The sequence below is a fragment of the Streptomyces sp. RLA123 genome (assembly GCF_056270165.1).
In genome coordinates this window covers 1,531,042-1,550,380 of the sequence record NZ_JBWDOR010000003.1, presented here as the reverse complement: position 1 = coordinate 1,550,380, position 19,339 = coordinate 1,531,042, and the positions used below count along the sequence as shown (strand labels likewise).

12 protein-coding genes are annotated in these 19,339 nt (G+C 72.2%); 7 read left to right on the top strand and 5 right to left on the bottom strand.

Features of this window, described 5'->3' with window-relative positions; genetic code table 11:
- The first annotated feature begins 14 nt into the window (after positions 1-14).
- From RV983_RS07085 to RV983_RS07075, 3 genes are all read left to right on the top strand, one after another.
- Positions 15-1,262 (top strand): TIGR02679 family protein, encoded by a 1,248-nt coding sequence (locus RV983_RS07085; RefSeq protein WP_475984930.1) that lies wholly within the window; start codon positions 15-17, stop codon positions 1,260-1,262.
- 579 nt (positions 1,263-1,841) lie between these two features.
- Positions 1,842-2,567: an ABC transporter ATP-binding protein gene (locus RV983_RS07080; protein WP_475990239.1), complete on the top strand. Its 726-nt coding sequence runs from the start codon at positions 1,842-1,844 to the stop codon at positions 2,565-2,567.
- A complete protein-coding gene (locus RV983_RS07075) occupies positions 2,564-4,255 on the top strand; it encodes a hypothetical protein (protein ID WP_475984929.1) in 1,692 nt (563 codons plus the stop codon). Before RV983_RS07080 ends, RV983_RS07075 begins: the two co-directional genes overlap by 4 nt.
- Before the next feature lie 113 nt (positions 4,256-4,368).
- On the opposite strand, the gene zwf is transcribed toward RV983_RS07075, so the two are convergent.
- Together zwf and gnd are read right to left on the bottom strand one after the other, a co-directional pair.
- Positions 4,369-5,829, bottom strand: a complete 1,461-nt coding sequence (zwf, locus tag RV983_RS07070) for a glucose-6-phosphate dehydrogenase (RefSeq protein ID WP_475984928.1) — start codon at positions 5,827-5,829, stop codon at positions 4,369-4,371.
- Positions 5,830-5,836: 7 nt separating this feature from the next.
- Positions 5,837-6,868 carry a phosphogluconate dehydrogenase (NAD(+)-dependent, decarboxylating) gene (gnd, locus tag RV983_RS07065; protein WP_475984927.1) on the bottom strand — a complete coding sequence of 344 codons (1,032 nt, stop codon included), beginning with the start codon at positions 6,866-6,868 and terminating at the stop codon, positions 5,837-5,839.
- A gap of 547 nt (positions 6,869-7,415) precedes the next feature.
- Between gnd and RV983_RS07060 the strand changes: the two genes are divergently transcribed.
- Together RV983_RS07060 and RV983_RS07055 are read left to right on the top strand one after the other, a co-directional pair.
- Positions 7,416-8,144: a DUF5994 family protein gene (locus RV983_RS07060; RefSeq protein ID WP_475984926.1), complete on the top strand. Its 729-nt coding sequence runs from the start codon at positions 7,416-7,418 to the stop codon at positions 8,142-8,144.
- The gene (locus RV983_RS07055; protein WP_475984925.1) at positions 8,144-8,872 is read left to right on the top strand and encodes a hypothetical protein; all 729 of its coding nucleotides are present in this window, start codon (positions 8,144-8,146) and stop codon (positions 8,870-8,872) included. The genes RV983_RS07060 and RV983_RS07055 overlap by 1 nt, the downstream gene beginning before the upstream one ends.
- Before the next feature lie 570 nt (positions 8,873-9,442).
- Here the strand turns inward: RV983_RS07055 and RV983_RS07050 are convergent.
- From RV983_RS07050 to RV983_RS07040, 3 genes are all read right to left on the bottom strand, one after another.
- A complete protein-coding gene (locus RV983_RS07050) occupies positions 9,443-9,619 on the bottom strand; it encodes a hypothetical protein (RefSeq protein WP_475984924.1) in 177 nt (58 codons plus the stop codon).
- A 137-nt stretch (positions 9,620-9,756) separates the two neighbouring features.
- The gene (locus RV983_RS07045; RefSeq protein ID WP_475984923.1) at positions 9,757-10,284 is read right to left on the bottom strand and encodes a DUF5994 family protein; all 528 of its coding nucleotides are present in this window, start codon (positions 10,282-10,284) and stop codon (positions 9,757-9,759) included.
- 548 nt (positions 10,285-10,832) lie between these two features.
- Positions 10,833-13,676, bottom strand: a complete 2,844-nt coding sequence (locus tag RV983_RS07040; RefSeq protein WP_475984922.1) for an ADP-ribosylglycohydrolase family protein — start codon at positions 13,674-13,676, stop codon at positions 10,833-10,835.
- Positions 13,677-14,170: 494 nt separating this feature from the next.
- Here RV983_RS07040 and RV983_RS07035 point away from each other — a divergent pair, with 494 nt between their 5' ends.
- Both RV983_RS07035 and RV983_RS07030 read left to right on the top strand, forming a co-directional pair.
- Positions 14,171-18,052, top strand: coding sequence for a metallophosphoesterase (locus RV983_RS07035; RefSeq protein WP_475984921.1), 3,882 nt, complete (start codon positions 14,171-14,173; stop codon positions 18,050-18,052).
- Between the two features lie 138 nt (positions 18,053-18,190).
- Positions 18,191-19,339, top strand: a complete 1,149-nt coding sequence (locus tag RV983_RS07030) for a HupE/UreJ family protein (protein ID WP_475984920.1) — start codon at positions 18,191-18,193, stop codon at positions 19,337-19,339.

The following is a 19,339-nucleotide window of genomic DNA, read 5'->3' as shown; positions in this document are numbered from 1 at the left end:
GGCCCGCTGGGCGGGTGCCCGAGCCCGCGGCGGTGGACGCGGTGCGTCTGGGGCGCCTGCTCGGCGGCCCGGACCTCGCCTGGCTCGTCGAACGGGGCCGCCGCCGCATGGAACGCGAAGAGCCGCTCACCGGCAGCGTGTCCCTCGGCACCCCCACCGACGCCCAACGCCGCGCCGCCGAGCGTCTGCTGGGCCGTCCGCCGGGTGGGGGCCGCTCGCTGACGGTCCGGCTCGACGCGGTGGACGCGGTGCTGCGCCGCTCCGGCATCAGCCCCGACGGCCTCCCCGCCGCGATCGTGGCCCTCACCGGCCCGGTCGTCCCGGCACGCGTCACACGCGCCGAGGAGGACCGGGCATGGCAGGAGGCGTACGCGCCGCTCGATCAACTGCCCCTGCTCGCCGGCTGGGCGGAGCGCCTGTGTGCCGACGGCCTGGTACGGCGTCTCGCCCGCACGCCCGAGGCGGCCCACGGCATGCTCGCCGACGCCGCGCGCGTCCTGCGCGAACTCCCCGCGGACCCCGCCGTCTCGCTGCCCGCCTTCGCGGCCCGCGCCCTCGGCTCGGCACACGCCCTCGACGACGGAACGCCGCTGGCCACCCTCGCACTGTCCGGAATCCGCGCGCTGACCGGCTTCCCCGACGGCTCCGGGACCGAGTGGCGACGCGAGGCATGGGCTTCGGCCGGACTGCTGCGCGACGAGTTGTCCTCCACGGTCCTTACCCTCGGCCTGCGCGGCACCCCCGCTCTGGACTGGCTGACCGCGAACGGCGAACCCGCCGTATTGACACTCCGTCAACTCGCTGTAGATGCAGCGCTGCTCACGCCGAGGGCGGCGGTGCATGTCTGCGAGAACCCCGCGGTCGTGGCCGCCGCCGCCGACGTACACGGGGCGAACTGCCCACCCCTGGTGTGCCTCCAGGGCCAGCCCTCCGCCGCCGCCCTCACGCTTCTGCGCCAGATGGCGGACCAGGGTGCGAGCCTGCGCTACCACGGCGACTTCGACTGGGGCGGACTGCGCATCGCTGCCGCCTTGCTCGCCCGTGTTCCGTGGACCCCCTGGCGCTACACGACCGCCGACTACCGCGCTGCCGCCCGCGACAGCGCGCTGCCCCTGACCGGCATCCCCGCTGCCTCCCCGTGGGACCCGCCACTCGCCGAAGCCCTGGCCGGTCACGGGGTCCGCGTGGAGGAGGAGATGGTGCTGGACACCCTGCTCGCCGACCTCGCGCCCGAGCCGTCCGGACGGTCCCGCGCGCGCTGATTCCGGTGGAGGGCCCCGCCGGCCGCCGGGACTGGCATCCGCGCGCCGACGGCCCCGGCAAGACGGAAGCCTGCGAGCGGTGAGGCGCTGCTGCCCTCGAACCGGCTCGCTCGCGAGGCTCCGGGTGACGGATCTCCGTCGCGTCGCCGACTGTGGGGTCACACAGCGCGCTGACATGTCGATCTCAGCTGGCCAGCGGACTCCTGGGTTGTCTCAAGGGGTGTGATGCGGCTGGAATCTCAGTTTGTGGCATTTCTCATGCTTCCGTGCGCTTTGGTGATGTTGCGTCGTCCCAACGCGTCAGCGCCGACCTGGCGCCACGGGTGGTACCGGTCCGGTCCTTCGGCCGCGCGTCACCTTGAGACGTCCAGGTGGGCGGCATCGCGCACCACCGTGGCCGGCACGGGGAACCTCTCACAAACGCACTCGCCGGCGCCCCGCACGCGCAGTGGACCAAGGACACCCGGCGCCGCTGGCCCCCGGCCGGGCGGAGCATGGAGAATGGCCGGGCCGCTCCGGGCCGTCGTCCCCGAGGCCGAAGCGGGGACAGCGTTCGCGGTTGACGAGAGGCCCGGCGACATGGGTGCACCACCATTGCTCGAACTCAGCGGCGTCAGCCGGGTCTACGGCAAGCGCACAGCGCTGGCCACCATGAACCTACGACTGCGGTCCGGGAAGTGCGTGGCGCTGCTCGGCCACAACGGCTCGGGCAAATCGACACTGCTGCGCATAGCGGCCGGCCGGGACAGGCCGAGCACCGGCACGGTGAAGTTCGACGGCAAGCCGATGAACGAGAACGACCCGGCCGTCCGGGCCCGGGTGGCGGTGGTCGGCGACACCGCGGCCTGTTACCCGGACCTGACCGTGCGCGAGCATCTGCAGCTGGTGGCAGTGGCTCACGGGGTGGAGGACGCCGGCGACTGGATCGGCCACGTACTGGCCGAGCGGATGCTGACCGACCACGCCGACGCGCTGCCCGGGGCACTGTCCTCCGGGCAGCTCCAGTCCCTGCTGCTGGCCTCCGCGATGGTCCGGCCGCGCGACCTGCTGCTCCTGGACGAGCCGGAACAGCGACTGGACCCGGGCGCGCGGCGGCGGCTGGCGGACCTGATCAAGAAGGAGACCGCGGAGGGCGTCGGAGTGCTGCTGGTGACCCACCACGGAGAACTGGCCAGGGCGGTCGCCGACCGGGTGCTGGTCCTCAGCGACGGCAAGGTGGTGGCCGACGGCCACCCGGACAAGGTGCTCGCCACCGGGACCGACGGACTGACCTGGCTGGCCGAGAGCGCGGACGGTGCCCGGTGACCGCCCTCGCCGAGGAGACCGGGGAGACTGGCGAGCACTCCGCGGCCTGGTCCGACGAGGACGACTGGACGCGGGAGACGCTGCGGCTGGTCCGTGACCTGCGCACCCCGCACCGCCGCAAGAGGACCGGCCAGATCGCCTACACCGTGTACTGCGTGGCGCTCATCCTCGGGGTGTGGGGAGCGCTGCCGAGCATGGGGCTGTTCCTCGAGAAGTCGATGGGCGCCGACTACTCCGGTCACGGAGCGGCGATCCTGGCCGCGCTGCCGGCCGGGTCCTGCGCGCTGGGGCTGGGATGGCTGCTGGTCGCCGCCTGGGACGCCCAGTGGCGCGGGCCGGTGGTGCCGCCGCGCGAGACCGTGGACTGGCTGCTGGCGCAGCCGGTGGACGTCGCCCGGGTGCTGCGGCCGTGGTTCTGGGGCTCGGCCGCGATCTCCGGCGGGGCCGGGCTGCTGGTCGCGGCGATCGGCATGATCGCGCTGGGCCTGACCGTCGGTGTGGGGCTGCCCGCCGCGTTCGGCTGGTGCCTGCTGGGCGGCGCTGGTCTGCCCCTGCTGGCGACCGCGCTGGCCACCGCGGTGGAAGGCAGCGAGCGGGTGGCCCGCTGGGCCAGGCTGGCCACTCCGTACGTCGGCATGGCGGTGCTGGCGCTGGTGGCGCAGACCGTGCTGGCGGTCAGCGGCGACCGGCTGCCGGGACTGGAACGGGTGGAGCTGTGGTCCGGGCCCTGGGGCTGGGCCGGGTTGGCCGCGCTCGCCCCCACGCCTGCCGCGCTGCCGGGCGGCTGGGCCGCGGGCGTCCTGCTGGCGGTGGTGGTGGCCGGCGCGCTGGCCGCGGCACACCGCTTCACCGGGTCGCTGGCGTTGTCCGCGGTACGGCGGCGTTCGCGGACCGCGACCGGAGTGATGGCCGCGCTGCGCACAGCGGAGTTCCGTACCGCGCGGCAGGCGGTGGCCGGGGTCACCGGCGGGGGCCGGTCGACGCGATGGCGGTTGCCGGCGCCCCGTTGGGCGGAACTGGCGGTGCCGTGGCGGGACACGCTCGCGCTGCTGCGGACTCCGGGCCGGCTCGGCCGGGCAGTGGTGCTGGGGGTGCTCGCGGTGCTGGGCGCGGTGCTGGCGGCATCGGCGCACGGCGGGACGGGCGTGACGGCGGCACTGGCCTCACTGGTCTTCGGCTACTGGTCGCTGACCCAGCTGCTGGAGCCGGCCCGGGTGGAGACCGACGACACGCGGCGCGCGTCATGGGCGCCGTACCCCTATCGGGACCTCATGCTGCGGCACACGGCGGTGCCCGTCGTGCTGGGGCTGGTGGGCGCACTGGCGGCGGCCGGGGTGCTGGCCGGGGAAGGCGCGGGGGCCCGCGCGTTGCTGGCACCGGCCCTGGTGCCACCGCTGGTGGGCGCTTCGCTGGTCAACGCCTGCCGGGGGGCGACCAAGCATCATCTGCTGATGTCGTCGACTCAGTCTCCTACGGGCAGCCTGGGCCCGGTGCTGTTCCTGGCCTGGTACGGCGCCGGGGCGCTGGCGGCGGTGGTCACGCTGGTCTTCCCGTTCCTGACCGCGCTGCACTCCGGCTCGGCCGCCTCGATCGTCACCGCTGTCGCGGCAAGCGCCATGGTGACGGTGATCATGGTGCGCTGGGCGGTCACGCGGATCGGGAACCTGACGGCTCCTCTGGCGGACTGACCCGGGCCCGACCGACCCCGCCCCGGCCCCGGTGCAGCAACCCCCTGGCCGGGGCGGGACGTCCGCAAGCTGGTGTTCGTCGGGGCTGCCGAGGCCCCTTCGGCCGCCCCCGGTCACGCCCGGCGCGGCAGGCTCCAGCGGTGCGGCGCGATCAGCCGGCGCACGGCGGGCTCCGGTCCCCAGGAACCGGGTGCGTACAGCTGCACCGGCGGCGGGTTCTCCAGCAGCGGGGCGGACGCCTCCCACAGGCGCTCGATGCCGTCGGAACGGGTGAACAGCGACTGGTCGCCCAGCATCGCGTCCAGGAGCAGGCGCTCGTAGCCCTCCAGCGCGTGCATCGAGTTGAAGGACTCGGCGTAGCTGAAGACCATCTCCGCCTCGCGCAGGCGCATGGCGGGCCCGGGGTCCTTCACCAGGAAGCAGGCCATGATGCGGCCGGGGTCGTCGAAGTCGATCAGCAACTCGTTGCTCCGGACGCCGGCGCCCTCGCGCGCGGCCAGCGGGAACATGCGCAGGGCCGGTTCCCGGAAGCCGAGCGTCACCACGTGCCGCGCCTCGCCCAGCGACTTGCCCGAGCGCAGGTAGAAGGGCACCCCGGCCCAGCGCCAGTTGTCGATCCCGACGCGCAGCGCGACGAAGGTCTCGGTGTCCGACTTCGGGTCCACGCCGGGCTCGGCGCGGTATCCCTCGTACTGCCCGCGGACGACATGGGCCGGGTCGATGGGCTTGAGCGACTGGAAGACCTTCTCCTTCTCGTCCCGCATGGAGTGCGCCTCGAGTGCCGTGGGCGGCTCCATGGCCACGAATCCCAGCAGCTGGAAGAGATGGGTGACGATCATGTCCCGGAAGGTGCCGGTGCCTTCGAAGAACTGCGCCCGGCCCTCGATGCTGATGCTCTCCGGCACGTCGATCTGCACATGACTGATGTGGTCGCGGTTCCAGATCGGCTCGAAGAGGCCGTTGGCGAAGCGGAGGGCGAGGATGTTGTCGACCGACTCCTTGCCGAGGAAGTGGTCGATGCGGAAGACCCGCGACTCGTCGAACACCGCGTGGATCGACGCGTTGAGCGCGCGGGCCGAGGCGAGGTCCGTACCGAAGGGCTTCTCCACGATCACCCGGGCGTTCTCGGCGAGGCCGCTCGCCCCGAGCGTCTCCACCACGGACGTGAAGGCGCTCGGCGGCACCGCGAGGTGGAACAGGCGCCGCGGGTTGCCGCCGATGGCCCGCTCGGCCTCCTGGACGGCCGCGAGCAGCGGCTCGGCGGCGCCGGGATCGCACGCCCCGAAGGACAGGGCCGCCTCGAACTCCTGCCACGCGCGGCCCTCGGGCTTCGACCGGCCGAACTCCGCGACCGCCTCCCGCGCGTGCTTGCGGAACTCCTCGTCGCTCAGCGAGCTCTTGGCCGGAGCCGAGCCGACGATCCGGTAGCGGGCCGGCAGCAGCCCCGCCTTGGCCAGGTGGAACAGTCCGGGCAGCAGCTTGCGCCGGGCGAGGTCGCCGGTCGCGCCGAACACCACCACCACGTGGTCCTCGGGGACCGGTCCGTGGCTCGGGGAGGGGGAACGGTGGGTCACGGCGCCTTCACCCGGTCTTCTCGGCGTGGCCGCCGAACTCGCCGCGCATCGCGGACAGCACCTTGTCGCCGAACTCGCCCAGTCCGCGCGACGCGTACCGCTCGGCGAGCGCGGCGCTGATGACGGGGGCGGGCACGCTCTCGTCGATCGCCGCCTGGACCGTCCAGCGGCCCTCACCGGAGTCCGAGACCCGGCCGGTGAACGAGTCCAGCTGCGGCGAGCGGGCCAGCGCGTCGGCGACGAGGTCGACCAGCCAGGAGCCGATCACCGAACCGCGCCGCCACACCTCGGCGACCTCGGCCACGTCGATCTCGTACGGGTACGCCTCGGGCTCGCGCAGCGGAGCGGTCTCGGCGTCGACGGTCCTGCGGCCGAGGCCCGCGTCCGCGTGCCGGATGATGCTCAGGCCCTCGGCGATGGCCGCCATCATCCCGTACTCCACCCCGTTGTGGACCATCTTCACGAAGTGGCCGGCGCCGCTCGGCCCGCAGTGCAGATAGCCCTCCGGCGCGGTCCCGTCGGACCTGGTCCTGCCCGGTGTGGGCTCCGCGTTCCCGCGGCCGGGGGCGATGGTGCGGAAGACCGGGCCCAGCCGTGCCACCGGCTCGTCCTCGCCGCCGATCATCAGGCAGTAGCCGCGTTCGAGCCCCCACACACCGCCGGACGTGCCGCAGTCCACGTAGTGGATCCGCTGCGCGGCGAGCTGCCGGGCGCGGGTCATGTCGTCGCGGTAGTACGAGTTGCCGCCGTCGATCACGGTGTCGCCCGGCTGGAGCAGAGTGGTGAGCTCGTCGAGCGTCCGCTGCACCACCCCGGCGGGCAGCATCAGCCAGACGTTGCGGGGCGGCTCCAGCTTCTCCACGAACTCCTTGAGGGAGGCGGTGCCCGTCGCCCCCTCCTTCTCCAGCTCCAGCACGGCGTCGCGGCTGAGGTCGTGCACGACGCACCGGTGGCCGTCGCGCATCAGCCGGCGCACGAGATTGGCGCCCATCCGGCCGAGCCCGATCATGCCGAGCTGCATGGGTGTGTCAGTGGCCATGGTGGGTTTCCCCGTTCCTCGGCGGCCTCCGGGGGCCGGAGTTCTCGTTGTCCGGGCATGTGGCGTCCGCGGCGGTGCCGGTCTTCCCGTGTCCGGGAACCGCCGCGGCCCGGGGCACCGCCGCCGGACCCCCGTGGCAGCCGACGCCCGCGACGACCAGTCGGGACATGGGCTTCCTCCTCGCCTCGGGGTAGCGGTTCCGGGGTCCTGCGGCGGAAGCCGTTGCGGGCGTCCGCGCCCTGGGCATCCGGGGTGAATCTACCTATTCGGGGCATTCGGCGCTCAGGGGGAGTCCTTCCCCCGTGCCGGTCAGGGCGCCAGGGCGCGGTGGGGCCCGGCCCGCGATCCCGCCCCCGCGCCGGGGGCCGGGTTCCGCCAGGGACGCCCGTGCCGCGCTGCGCCGTCCCGGTGACATGGGGCCGCGCAATGCGCGGATGTGACGCACGCCGAGAGCGCGCAGGAACCGCGCCGCGCGCAGAGCACCGTTGGCGTGAGGGTGTGCTCCGAGCGCGGGGCCACCCTCGCGAGCCGTGCCCAGCCCCGTCAGATGCCCGCCGTACGTCAGTACCGTCCTCAGCGGGCCCTCGCCGGAGTAGTCTGGAGTTACCAGGAGCATTACGCACACGGGCCCTCATGCCGGTGTCGTTCCCGGCGAACGACCATCTCGGGCAAGTGGGAACACGCCCGGAGTCAGGTCCGTGTCATGAGTGTCATCCTCGATCGACCGCTCATCGCTGATGGGCAGGATTCTTCACCTCCGATACTTCCGCCCCGGTTGGCACTGAAGCTGCCCGCTGCCGCGCGTGGTCTGCTGGACGGAGCCTGGTGGCCGCGTTCCCGCGATCTCGCACGTGAACTCCCGGCCCTGATCGACACACTGGATCGAAGCTGGGCGCGAGTGACCCGAGTCGCGGTGAACCCCACGCTCTGGCCGGTGATCCCGCGAAGGGTGTCCGCGTCAGGACATGTCGTCCACGTCGGGTGGTTCACGGAACAGGACCCGAACAAACTGCTGCTGCTCTCCTACACCACCGGTCGCCTGGATCTGCTGGTCATCCCGCCGGAATGTGATCTGGCCGCAGCGACCCGGCTGATGGCAGCCGCGGCCGACCCCCGGCGCAGACTCACCGCGAGCGGCCTCATGGCGGACGACGAACCCCTCCGAACCATGGGAACCGACCGCAGAGGCGAAGCGGACTGGGAGTCGGAAGGCGGCACCCCGTCCACGGACGACATGGCCGCGGTGCCCGGCCGCGCCAGGGGGATGTGGGCGTGATGACACTCCTCGTCAGCCTGGCCGTGCTCCTCGCGATGATCGCTGTGGGCGCCTTCATCATCCGTGCGCTCAACGAGCGTCACGAACAGCGGATCGCCGCTTTCCGCTACGGTGACCTGCTCCCGTACCGTCGCCGCCGGACTGTCGCCGTCCCAGAGATAAGCGCCGGCGATTCCCCGGAGTCATTGGCCGGGACGGCGCAGGAAGAGCCACAAGGCGGCAGCCGTCGTCTGCTGCGAACCAGTGGTTCGACGGCAGCGAGCGCGCAGCGACCCGCACGACTGCTGGCCTCCCCGCGTCGTGTCACCGCCGCGGGCCGCCCGCCGCCCGCGGCGGTGACAGTCCGGGCGGCGCCGCCCTGGACCGCGCTCGCCGAGGTCCGCGTCATCGCCCCGTCCCCCGAGGCCGCCCGCCGGGTCGTTGAAGTGCTTCGGCACCACTTCGCGGGTACGGAACAGCGCAGCTGCACGGCAAGTCCCGAGGGCGGCACCACCCGCCTGCACCTCACGGTCGACACCACGCAGGACCCCCGGGCTCTGCAGTCGTTCCAGTCCGGGGTGCGTACGGGCCGCCCGACCCCTGCCGGCCACCCGCACGCGGGAGTGATTCCGCCTCGGGTGGCGGCGAGCCGCGGTGATACGGGGCACGCGGCGGTGGAGGCCATCAAGCGGGCGGACACCGCCCGGGCCCGCCGGGCCGAGTGGCCGCCGGCAACCGCCTGGGGGTGACGCACCGGCCCGTACCCGATCGGGCCGGCAGGCGGATGGGGCGGGCGAACCCAGCCTGCCCGGCGTAGCCCGGCCGATCCGCGACGGCACCCTCGTCCGGGCAGACCCCCGGCGCTGTGTTGGGCCTGTTTCCCGTAAGCGCTGGAGTGCGGCCGTGCCGGGGCGGAGCGGGCGTCCGGGCCCACGGCAGGTGCGGGATGCGGCTCACTGTTATTCGTGTCTTCGCGTCGAGAGCTCGGCAGCATTACGATAGGCAGTGAACTGGTGCACTCTCACGTGCAGCAGTTTGGAAGGGCGGCCCTGGCGTGTGAATGCGCCGGGGCCGTTGCGTTCCGGTTGACGCGGACGCTCCCGCACAGCGTGCGGGAGCACGGGTCACCGCCTTTGCCGCTGCGGGAAGTGGGTGCGTGTCAAGGGGACGCCGGCCGGTTCGCCGGGACCGGTGTCGCGACCTGCTGGGAGGCATGGCCCCCAGCACCCACTGCTGGGCGGGCGTGGCCGGCGGCCCTATCCATCGCCATCCTCGCTCTGCGAGGCCTGGCGCCCCGGTCAACCGGCACCGGTCGTCGATCAGTACTGGGAGCCCGTTCGGAGATATGTGCCCGTGACCTGCAGCCAAGCGCCGGGTCCGAAGAATCCCTCAATGACGTGCGGCGCGTTCTCGGAGACGCGCAGAACCCGCAAGGCCCCGCTCGGGTGCACGTCGTACTCGTACGTCGCCAGCCCTGGCTTGTCTTCGTATTGCATGTCCAGGGGCCCCTGGGAAGGCTCCGCGGGCGACCGCGCTTCAAGCACAAGCTTGACATAAACCGACATATGTCCACGATATCGCTGCTTACCCGGCTGGCGCACAAGCCGACCGGTGACCGCCCTCGGCCGCACCCTCACGTCAGCTCATCGGGTTGCGGACCCGCGTCGGCGTCGTCCACGCGCCTCGGACGATCCGGATTGGTGCCTGTGTCGATGAGGATCTGTTCGGCCCCTGCGACGTTGCCGGCCTGTACCGCCTTGGCCATCGCGGCGCGCGCCGCATCAGGGGTGGCCCGCGGCGGCACCACCAGCAGGGAGAAGTGGTCCCGGTCACCGCGGGTGATCAGGACGGTGTCGTCACCGACGGGGAAGGAATCGATGTGCACGACCCGGTCGTCAACGGTCAGGCGCGTGGGGAGTTCGTCCCAGGCGTTCGCGTCCAGACCGACGCGAGTGATGGGGCCCAGATAGCGGACCAACTCGGTGACCAGACGGGGAAGCTCCGCGGCGATGTCACGGGAACGCGGCCACCACGCACCGTCGAGGATTCCCTGACGGTCCCGAGTCGTCTCCAGCCTCAGCAGCGCCGTCCCGGGTTTCACCGCTCGCCGGATCTCGTCCGGGAAGTGTTCGGGAAGATGGGGGTTGTCCAAGTCGGCCATGGTGTTCTCGCTTGTCAGCACGGAGCCCGGCCGGCCCGCCGAACTCCCGAAGCCGAATCGCCTCGGCTCCGCTGTCGGCAGGCCAAGTTCCCTGGCCCCTTCACCGTACTCCCCACGGTGGCACGCACACCGGATGTGTCAGGCTCCCACGGATTCGGAGCCGGGCCCGGCCGCACGCCTCCTCGGTGGACGCGAGGTCACCGTACAGCGTCCGGCACGCTCGCCGCCGATCCCGAGGCGCTGTATCGGCAGGTGCGCCGATACCAGACGGGCCGGCCGCCGCCCTACAGGAACGTCGCCTTCGCCTGCACTGCCCGACGATCGTCCTGTTGCCGGGATCTTGTGCCAGACGCGGCCCTGGTGACACTGGCCGCCGACACGGACCTCAGCGCATGGCGGCGTCTGACCGGCTCTGCCATCTTCGCCCTCACCCTCACCAGCGAGCACGTCGACAACGAGGATGACGCCTGCCGACCAGCACCGCGAGCACCGACCGGCCGGTCACCAACACCCCGGCAACGTTCGTGGCCAACGTACTGGGAGGCGGGTCACCAGCCGGGGTAGCGACCCCACCAGTGCGGGTCGCTGTCCGTGCGGGCGAGCTGCGTGACGAGGTCGCGGGCCAGGGTGTCCAGGACCCAGGCCAGTTCGTGGCGGCTGACCAGATCGACCGGCAGGGCCTCCGCGCCGTGGGCCGCGCCGAGCAGCGCGCCCGCCACGCAGGCGACGGAGTCGCCGTCCGGTGCCCCGGCGGCGAAGCGCAGCGCGTCCCCCACCTGCTCCCGGGCCGGGAAGGACGCGGCGACGTACACGCCGCCCAGCAAGGCCGAGGGCGCCGTGGCGTCCGGTGCGAGCCGCGCGAGCCGCCCGGCGTCGGCGCCGTGGCCGACGGCCTCCTGGAGAGCCGCGTCGAGCCGGTCCAGGTCATTGGCGGCCGAGCCGCGCTCCGCGGCACGCAGCGCCTTGAGGCCGTCCCGCAGGGCCTGTCGCACCGGCGAGCCGGTCAGGCAGTGGCTGGCCAGCACCGCCGCATGGGCCGCTGCGGAGTGCGCGGCCGGGTCGCCGTGCGTGAGGGCGGCGATTTCACGCGCCCACGTGCCTGCGAGCTCGGGGCCTTGCGCGGCGCCGAGCACCGCGAGGGGGAGGGTGCGGGTCAGGGCGTGGCAGCCGCGGCTGGTCGTCGTCGGCCTCTCCACGGTGCCCTGCTCGATCCTGGCCAGCGCGGCCACGGTCGCCGGTGCCGAGCCGCGCCGTTCGGCCAGCACCGGCACCTGCGCGAGCCAGCCGTCGGGCCACGGCCCTTCGCCCGACTCCCAGCGCTTGGCCTCCAGACCCTGCAGCGCGGCCCACCGGCAGTACGCGTGCCACACCACCGACGGCGGGTGGCAGATGCCCTTCTCGGCGCCTCGTACGAGGGCGCGGATCGTGCCCTCCGCGGTGAAGCACGCCAGCTGGGTGCTGACCCCCGCCCGCAGTGGGCCCTCGGCCGGCAGCGTGCCCCCGGCGCGGCCCAGCGTGTCGCCCACCGCCAGGCCGAGCATCAGCCCGCGCACCCGGGACGCAGCCCCCTTCTCCTCAAGCAGCCCCCTCCGCTGCCCCCGCTCGGCGTCGCGGCCCAGCTGCGGTTCCACGGGCCCCAGGTCGGCAGAGGCATCATCGAACTGATCGAGAGCTCTCTCCTTCAGGAACCTCTTCCGGCCTGCCTCCTGGTCATCCAGGACGGCCTGGGTCTGCTCCGGGGTGACGTCGTCAGGGTGAACGATCCACTCGATGCCCAGCGTGCCCATCTTCTTGGCGGTGGACCCGGTCGGCTGGGCGCCGTCGTTGTCCTCTGCGCTACCGCTCAGGCCTTTGTGGTCGGCAGCCCCTCCCGTCTGCTGGTCTCGGCCCGAGGTCAGTTCGTGGACGGCTTCCTGGAGTTCCGGGTGTGCGTGGAGGTGCCAGCCGCCGGTCAGCGTGCGGCGCAGGTCCCGCAGGGCGGTCTTCGCGTCGATGCCCTGGAACAGGTGGCTGTAGACCGCCGCGACGGCCGGCGTGCGGCTCTGCCCGGCGAAGCAGTGGAGCAGGACGCGCTTGCCCTCCTGGCGCAGGCGCAGCACCTGGCGGGCGGCCTGGTCGACGGCGTAGTGGAGGTTGGCGTTCGAGCCGTCGCTGTCCACCAGCCAGACGCGGACGTGCTCGATGTCGGTGCCGGGCAGCAGCGGTGCCGTGCCGATACGGCACAGTGAGACCACGGCGTCGACGCCGACCGGCTCGGTGCCCTGGGCCAGGGCCAGGTTGCCCAGGATCACACCGGGGTCGTGGGGGTGGGGTGTCGCGAAGCCGGTGTGGCTGCCGGGCGGCATCTGGGGCGACGAGGGCCAGCCGAGCTTGTCGTCGCTCCCGTCCCGGGCGGTGAGCACCGCCAGCCGGACCAGGTCGGGCGCGGCGAGGTCCGGCCAGCCGTTGACGGCCAGTTGCCATTCCAGCGGGATGCCGGAGCAGCCCCAGCGCGCGCCGAGCAGGGCGCCGGCGATCGCCGCGACGGTGTCGGTGTCCGTCCCGGCGCGGACCGCCGCCTCCAGTGCCAGCTGCAGGTGCTGGGCGGGGAAGCGGCCCTCGGCCAGGTTCAGTTCGGGCACAGCCGTGCGGGTGATGGCCGACCAGGCGGCCTGGAGGGCGTGGACGACCCAGCCGTTGTTCTGGAAGTGGCGCGGCGGGTTGGCCTCCGCATCGTCCAGCCGCTTCGCCCAGGTCTCCTGGCGCTCGGCGGGCAGCAGGTCCAGGCCCTCGCGCACGCCGTCGAAGGTCCCGTGGAGCACCGCGGTGCGGATGCCGGAGCACCACAGGACGCAGGCGTCTGCGCAGTCGGGGTCCGGGTGGGTGAGCGCGCTGACGGCGATCGCGGCCTCGGCCATCGCGGCGGCGTCGTCGAGGTGAGCCAGGGCGACGATCCCGGTCCGCATCAACGAGCCGTTCCCGGCGCTGCGGACGGTGCCGGCGGTGTACTCCCGGGCGGCCTCCCGAATCGCCGTGCCCGCCGAACCGGGTGCGCGTGCGGCGGTACTGAGGATCACGCTGGTCTGGTTGCCGACGTCGCTGGCGCCTTCGCTCAGCCAGTGCTGGAAGTTGGCGGCGATCGCGTCGAGGGCCCCGGGGCTGCGCAGATCCGCTCCGGTCGCCGCCACCTGGGCGATGCACACCTGCATCTGCGTGTCGTCGGAGTACTCGCCGGGCTCGTACGGGCCCAGGCCGCCGCCGATCATCCGGGGCTGCTGGTCCTCGCTCAGCGTCGCCTTGAACTCGTACGGCACACCCAGCGCATCGCCCGCGGCCGCGCCGAGCAGCACCCCTGCGGCCCGGTCGGAGGCCCGCGCGTCCAGGTGGGGGTTCGATATCGGGGCGTGGGCCATGGGTGTCCTCCAGATGATCCGGCGGTGCGCGTGAGACGGGCCGAACTGAGCATGTCGAGGTGAGCGCCGTCCTGGCGAGCGCGACCGGTCCGGGGCGGCCCCGGCGGACTGCCGGTCAAAGCGTCTCCGGCGTGATGCTGCGTCAGCCTCGCACGGCGGATCACTTATCGTCAAGGGGACGTTATGGGTGCTCGCGACACGCTCAAAGTGTGCGTGAACGCCCACCTTTGAGCACCGCACCCCCGCCCGCCCTGAGCGGAGCATTCCGCTGGTTGTTTACCTCTGCTTTAACTCCGTTCATTTACGCCGCCCAAGATCCGCCATGGGCATGTCGTGGGTCTTTCTCGGCGTGCCCTTTACCTTGCATCGATCAGGAGGGGCAGTTCGTGAAGCGGCCAACAGAGTGGCGCAGACAGCCAGGTGGCGGATCCGGGGGATCCGGCGGATCAGGCGGGCGGCGGCTCCTCGGGGCGGCCCTTGCCGCGTTGCTGCTCGTGAGCGGGAACCTGACCGCGGCGTACGCCGCCGAGGCCGGGTCGTCGCAGCGGAGCACGCCGGCCGGTGCCACGAGCCTGCCGACCCTCACGCCCGGCGACGGCGCGTACCTGGAGGGCACCGAGGAGGTCGTCGCCACGCCGACCGCCGCCGGCGACTCCATCCGGCGGATCACCGTCGACGGCAAGGCGATCGACGCCGAGCCGACGATCGGGGTGTCCCGGCTCAGCTTCGACGTCGGGACGAACTCGACCGAGGCCCGCTACCACAACTACGTGCTGGTCAACGGCGACTACCGGATCGACATCGGCGACCTCGTCAACGAGCGCGGCACCCTCGAGATCCCGAACCAGCACCTGCGCAAGGGCGAGAACACGATCGAGTTCTTCGCCGGCACGGTCGACAGCTCCTGCGGCACCAACTACGACGACTTCGTGCTCTCCGACATCGGCCTCGACCTGCTCGGCGAGGTCGCGGACGGCGAGGAGAACGAGTACACCTACTCCTTCGGCGACGGCAGTTGCGGCAGCAACACCACGCTGCTGACGAAGGCCGCGCTGAGCTTCTTCGTCCTGGGCGACCCGCAGGGCACCACCGGCATGCGCGCCGACCTGGACACCACCAGGCTGTCCAACGGCGAGCACGTCCTCGGTGCGCGCACGGTCTCCGGCGAGTCCGTCAAGACCACGGTGACGGTCAACAACGCCCCCGCGGGCGCCCCCAAGCTGCTGCCCGAGGACGGCACGCTGGTCAAGGGCCGCCAGCCGGTGTTCGCGAACTTCCCCGCGGGCGCCGAGGGCGACACCACCACGCTGACCGTGGACGGCAAGGAGCCCGCCACCGACGCGAACCTCGGCAACGGCGCGGCCACCTTCTCCTTCGACGTCGGGTCGAACTCGATCGACGACAAGTACGACAACTACCTGCTCGTCAACGGCAAGCGCATCGACCTCGGCGGCACCTGGGTGAGCCAGCGGGTCGACATCGCGGTCCCGGCGCGTTTCCTGGTGCCCGGTGACAACACGATCACGGTCGTCACCAGCCCGTACAAGGAGACCTGCGGCAACAACCGCGACGACTTCGACATCTCGCGGCTCGCGCTCACCCTCGACGGCGGCACCGTCACCGGCCACGGCATCGCCGACTCCTACGCCATGGGCGACGGCAGCTGCGACAACACCTCCACCCGCCTGCGCGAGGCGGAGCTGCACTGGACGATCGACGCCCCGGCCGTGCACGCCTCGCCGACCCTCGGCTCAGGCAACGCCACCCTCGGCTTCACCGTGGGCACCAACTCGATCGAGGCCCGCTACCAGAACCACCTGCTGGTGAACGGTCAGAAGCACGTGCTCGACGGCGACTTCGTCAGCCAGCGCGTGAACCTGGCGCTCCCCAACGAGTGGCTGGTCCCCGGCTGGAACACGGTCGACTTCGTCACCGGCACCTATCCGACGTCCTGCGGTGACAACCACGACGACTTCGCGATCTCCGACATCACCCTCACCCCGGCGAACGGCACCGCCGCCGGCCGCATGCTCAAGGGCTCCTACAGCCTCGGCGACGGCAACTGCGGCGACAACGTCAACCCGCTGACCGAGATCGACCTCGAGTTCTTCGTCGACGGCCCCGCCCAGGGCCTGCGCGCCGACCTCGACACCGCGAAGATCGCCGACGGCAAGCACACCCTGGCCGCGACGTCGAAGACCGGCAAGACCGCGACGCGCGTCCTGGTCACCGACAACTCCGCGCCCAAGATCGCCTCCAGCGTCCCCGCCGCCGGACAGAAGCTCACCGCGTCGGTCGTCCTCGACGTCCGCCTCGAGGACCTCTCCGCCGTCGTGACCGGCCCGGTCGTCACCCTCGACGGCAAGCCGGTCCAGCTCGGCGCCGCGGTGGGCCCCGGCCTGTCCGCCGGTGAGCACACGCTGGCGGTGTCCGCCACCGACGGAGTCGGCAACAGCGCCAGCCGCGAGGTGAAGTTCACCTCCGCCGGCATCCCCGACGTCCCCGCCGGCCTCAGCCCGGCGTCGGGCACGACCGACGCGGGCGGCAGCGTCCAGCTGTCGGCCAAGGTCGCCGAGCCCGACGGGGGCGAGGTGACCGCGACGTTCTCCGAGACCGAGATCGTCACGCCCGACCACGTCTACCAGGGCACGGCCCCCTCCGTCCCCACCACGCTCAAGGTCGACGGCGAGCAGAAGCTGAAGGCCACCGGCATCGAGCCCGCCGACGGCGCGACGATCGACGCGCCTGCCGGTGACGCCGTCACCTACCAGCGGTTCGACGTCCGGGCGAAGGACCTCGTCGACGCGCCGGTGCTGCGCTGGGAGGGGACCATCGACCCGGAGCGCCTCGCCGCGCTGCGCGTGTGGAACTCCGCGACGGAGAAGTGGGACGTCCTGACCAGCGCCCGCGGCGCCGTCAAGGGCAACACCGTCCTGACCGCCGTCGTCGACCGCCGCTACGTCGACGGCACCAAGGTGCACGCCATGGTCACCGGTGAGGACCCCTTCGCCGACGACATCGACGCCGGCGACCCCGACACCTTCGCCGACCCGGGCTCGTACGACTTCTCGATCGTCCACTACACCGACACGCAGTACCTCTCCGAGGGCGCGGTCGAGCAGGAGACGGCCGAGGAGCGCGCGGTCTGGGAGAAGGCGTACGGCGACGTGTCGCGCTGGATCGCCGACAACAAGGACAAGCGCAAGATCGCCTACGTCGCCCACACCGGCGACCTCATCGAGAACAACATCCGCAAGCCCGCCGACGAGGCCACCCAGCGCCAGGTCACCGGCGAGCTGGAGCTGTCCTCGAAGCAGCAGAAGATCCTGGACGACGCCGGCGTGCCCAACGGCGTCATCGCGGGCAACCACGACAACCAGTCGGGCACCGAGAACGGCCCGGGCGCCATCTACAACAAGTACTACGGCCCCGACCGCTACCAGGCGCTGTCCAAGGGCTGGGAGCACGCCGAGTACGGCGGGCCCTGGCGCGAGGGCGACAACCAGAACCACTACGACCTGTTCTCCGCCGGCGGCCTCGACTTCGTCGTGGTCGGCCTGTCCTACGGCGTGACGCGCGAGGAGGCCGAATGGGCCGACTCGGTCTTCAAGCGCTTCCCCGACCGCAACGGCATCCTGCTCTCGCACGACTACCTCGCGCCGAGCAGCAACCCCGACGGCCGCGGCGCACCGTTCTCCGCGCCCGACGGCTCGATGCTGTACAAGACGGTGGTCCAGGACAACCCGAACGTGTTCCTGATCCTCGCCGGTCACGAGCACGGCGTCGGCACCAACATCAAGCCCCGGGTCGGGAAGGTCGCGCACGACGTCGTCGAGCTGCTGGCGGACTACCAGTTCTACACGGTGTCCGCGGACCGGCTGGGCCTCACCGAGATCGGCGGCTACAAGCCCGACGACCAGCTCCAGTTCGGCGCGAGCTTCTTCCGGATGCTCCAGTTCGACGTCAAGCGCTCCCAGTTGACCGTCGACACCTACTCGCCGCTGCTCGACGAGTTCGGCGCCACCGAGTACGACACCAACCACCGGTACGACGGCACCGAGGACAACATGGTCCTGCCGATCGACCTCAGCAGCCGCAAGACGACCTTCAGGACCGACTCGCTGGCGCTCTACAACCCCGTGAGCGTCATCGGCGAGGCCAAGGCCGCCTCCGGCCAGGTCGCCTCGGTGACCTGGCGGGACCTGCGGCCGGACACCATCCACGCGTGGCTGGTCACCGCGCGCTCCACCGGCGGCGGGGTCACCACCTCGGAGCCGGCCGTCCTCGTGACCAAGGACGCCAAGGGCAAGGCCGGTTCCTGGGGACCGGAGGAGTCCGCGTACCCCTGGTTCGCCACGTCCGCTTCCGGCAGGTGACCTCCTGACCGGCCGACCGCCCGGCACCCACACCGGGCAGCCACGCCCGCCGTCCCGGACCGACCGGTCCGGGACGGCGGGCGCGCCGCCTTCCCGCCAATGAGACCCGAGAACCGAGAACCGAGAACCGAGACCACCATGCGTTCCGCCGCCTCGCGCCTGCCCGCCGCGCTCCTCACCGTCGTCGCGGCGCTCCTGACCCTGCTCGCCGCCGGCCTCGCCAGGCCCGCCCCGGCCGCCGCGCACGACGCGACCACGACCGCGTACGTCGAGGTGACGGGCACCGGAACCCGCGTCCAGGCGGAACTCGACCTCGAGTACGACCTGCTCATGAAGTCGGCCTGGCTGTACGAGGAGGCCTACGGCGCGAAGGACCCCGCCGAGCAGCTGCGCCAGCTGAAGACCAACGCCAAGGCCGTGGACGCGTACGTCACCGGACGCTTCGCCCTCGCCCACGACGGCACGGCCTGCGCACCCCGCCCGACGGGAGACGCGGACATCCACACGCGCGGCACGCGGCCGTTCGCCGTCCTCACCCTGCTCTTCGACTGCCCGGCGGGCGCGGACGGCACCTACACGATCTCCAGTGCCCTGTTCCCCGACGCCGAGAGCTTCGTCCACAGCACGGAGACGATCGTCCACTACGACATCGACGGGCAGCGCGGCTCCCAGGTGCTGACCGCCGCCGAGCCGACCCTGAAGACCGGGGGACACCACGAGTCCCGCCAGATCGCGGACTTCTTCCTGCTCGGCATGGAGCACCTGCTGTTCGGCCTGGACCACATCCTCTTCCTGCTCTCGCTGCTCATCGGCGCCCGCGGCCTGCGCGACGTGCTGCTCGCGGCGACCGCCTTCACCGCCGCGCACAGCGTCACCTTTCTGCTGGCGGCCATGGGCGTCGTGAGCGTGCCTGCGGCGGTCGTGGAACCGGTCATCGCGGCGTCCATCGCCGTCATGGCGTGCGCCGGCATCCTGCTGCGCGACCGGGAGGGCACCGGGCGCTGGCGGCTGCCGGTCGTCTTCCTCTTCGGCCTGGTGCACGGCCTGGGCTTCGCGGGGGCGCTCGGCATCGACGAGAGCTGGTCCTGGGAGCTGCTGCTGTCGCTGCTCAGCTTCAACGTCGGCATCGAGGCGGTGCAGTTGGGCATCATCGCCGTGGTGTTCCCGCTGCTGGTGCTGCTGCGCAGGGCTCCCGCGCACCGCTGGGTCCTGCCCGCGATGACCGCGCCCATCGTGATCGTCAGCCTGTACTGGTTCTGGGACCGGGTGACCGCCGTCCCGTCGTGA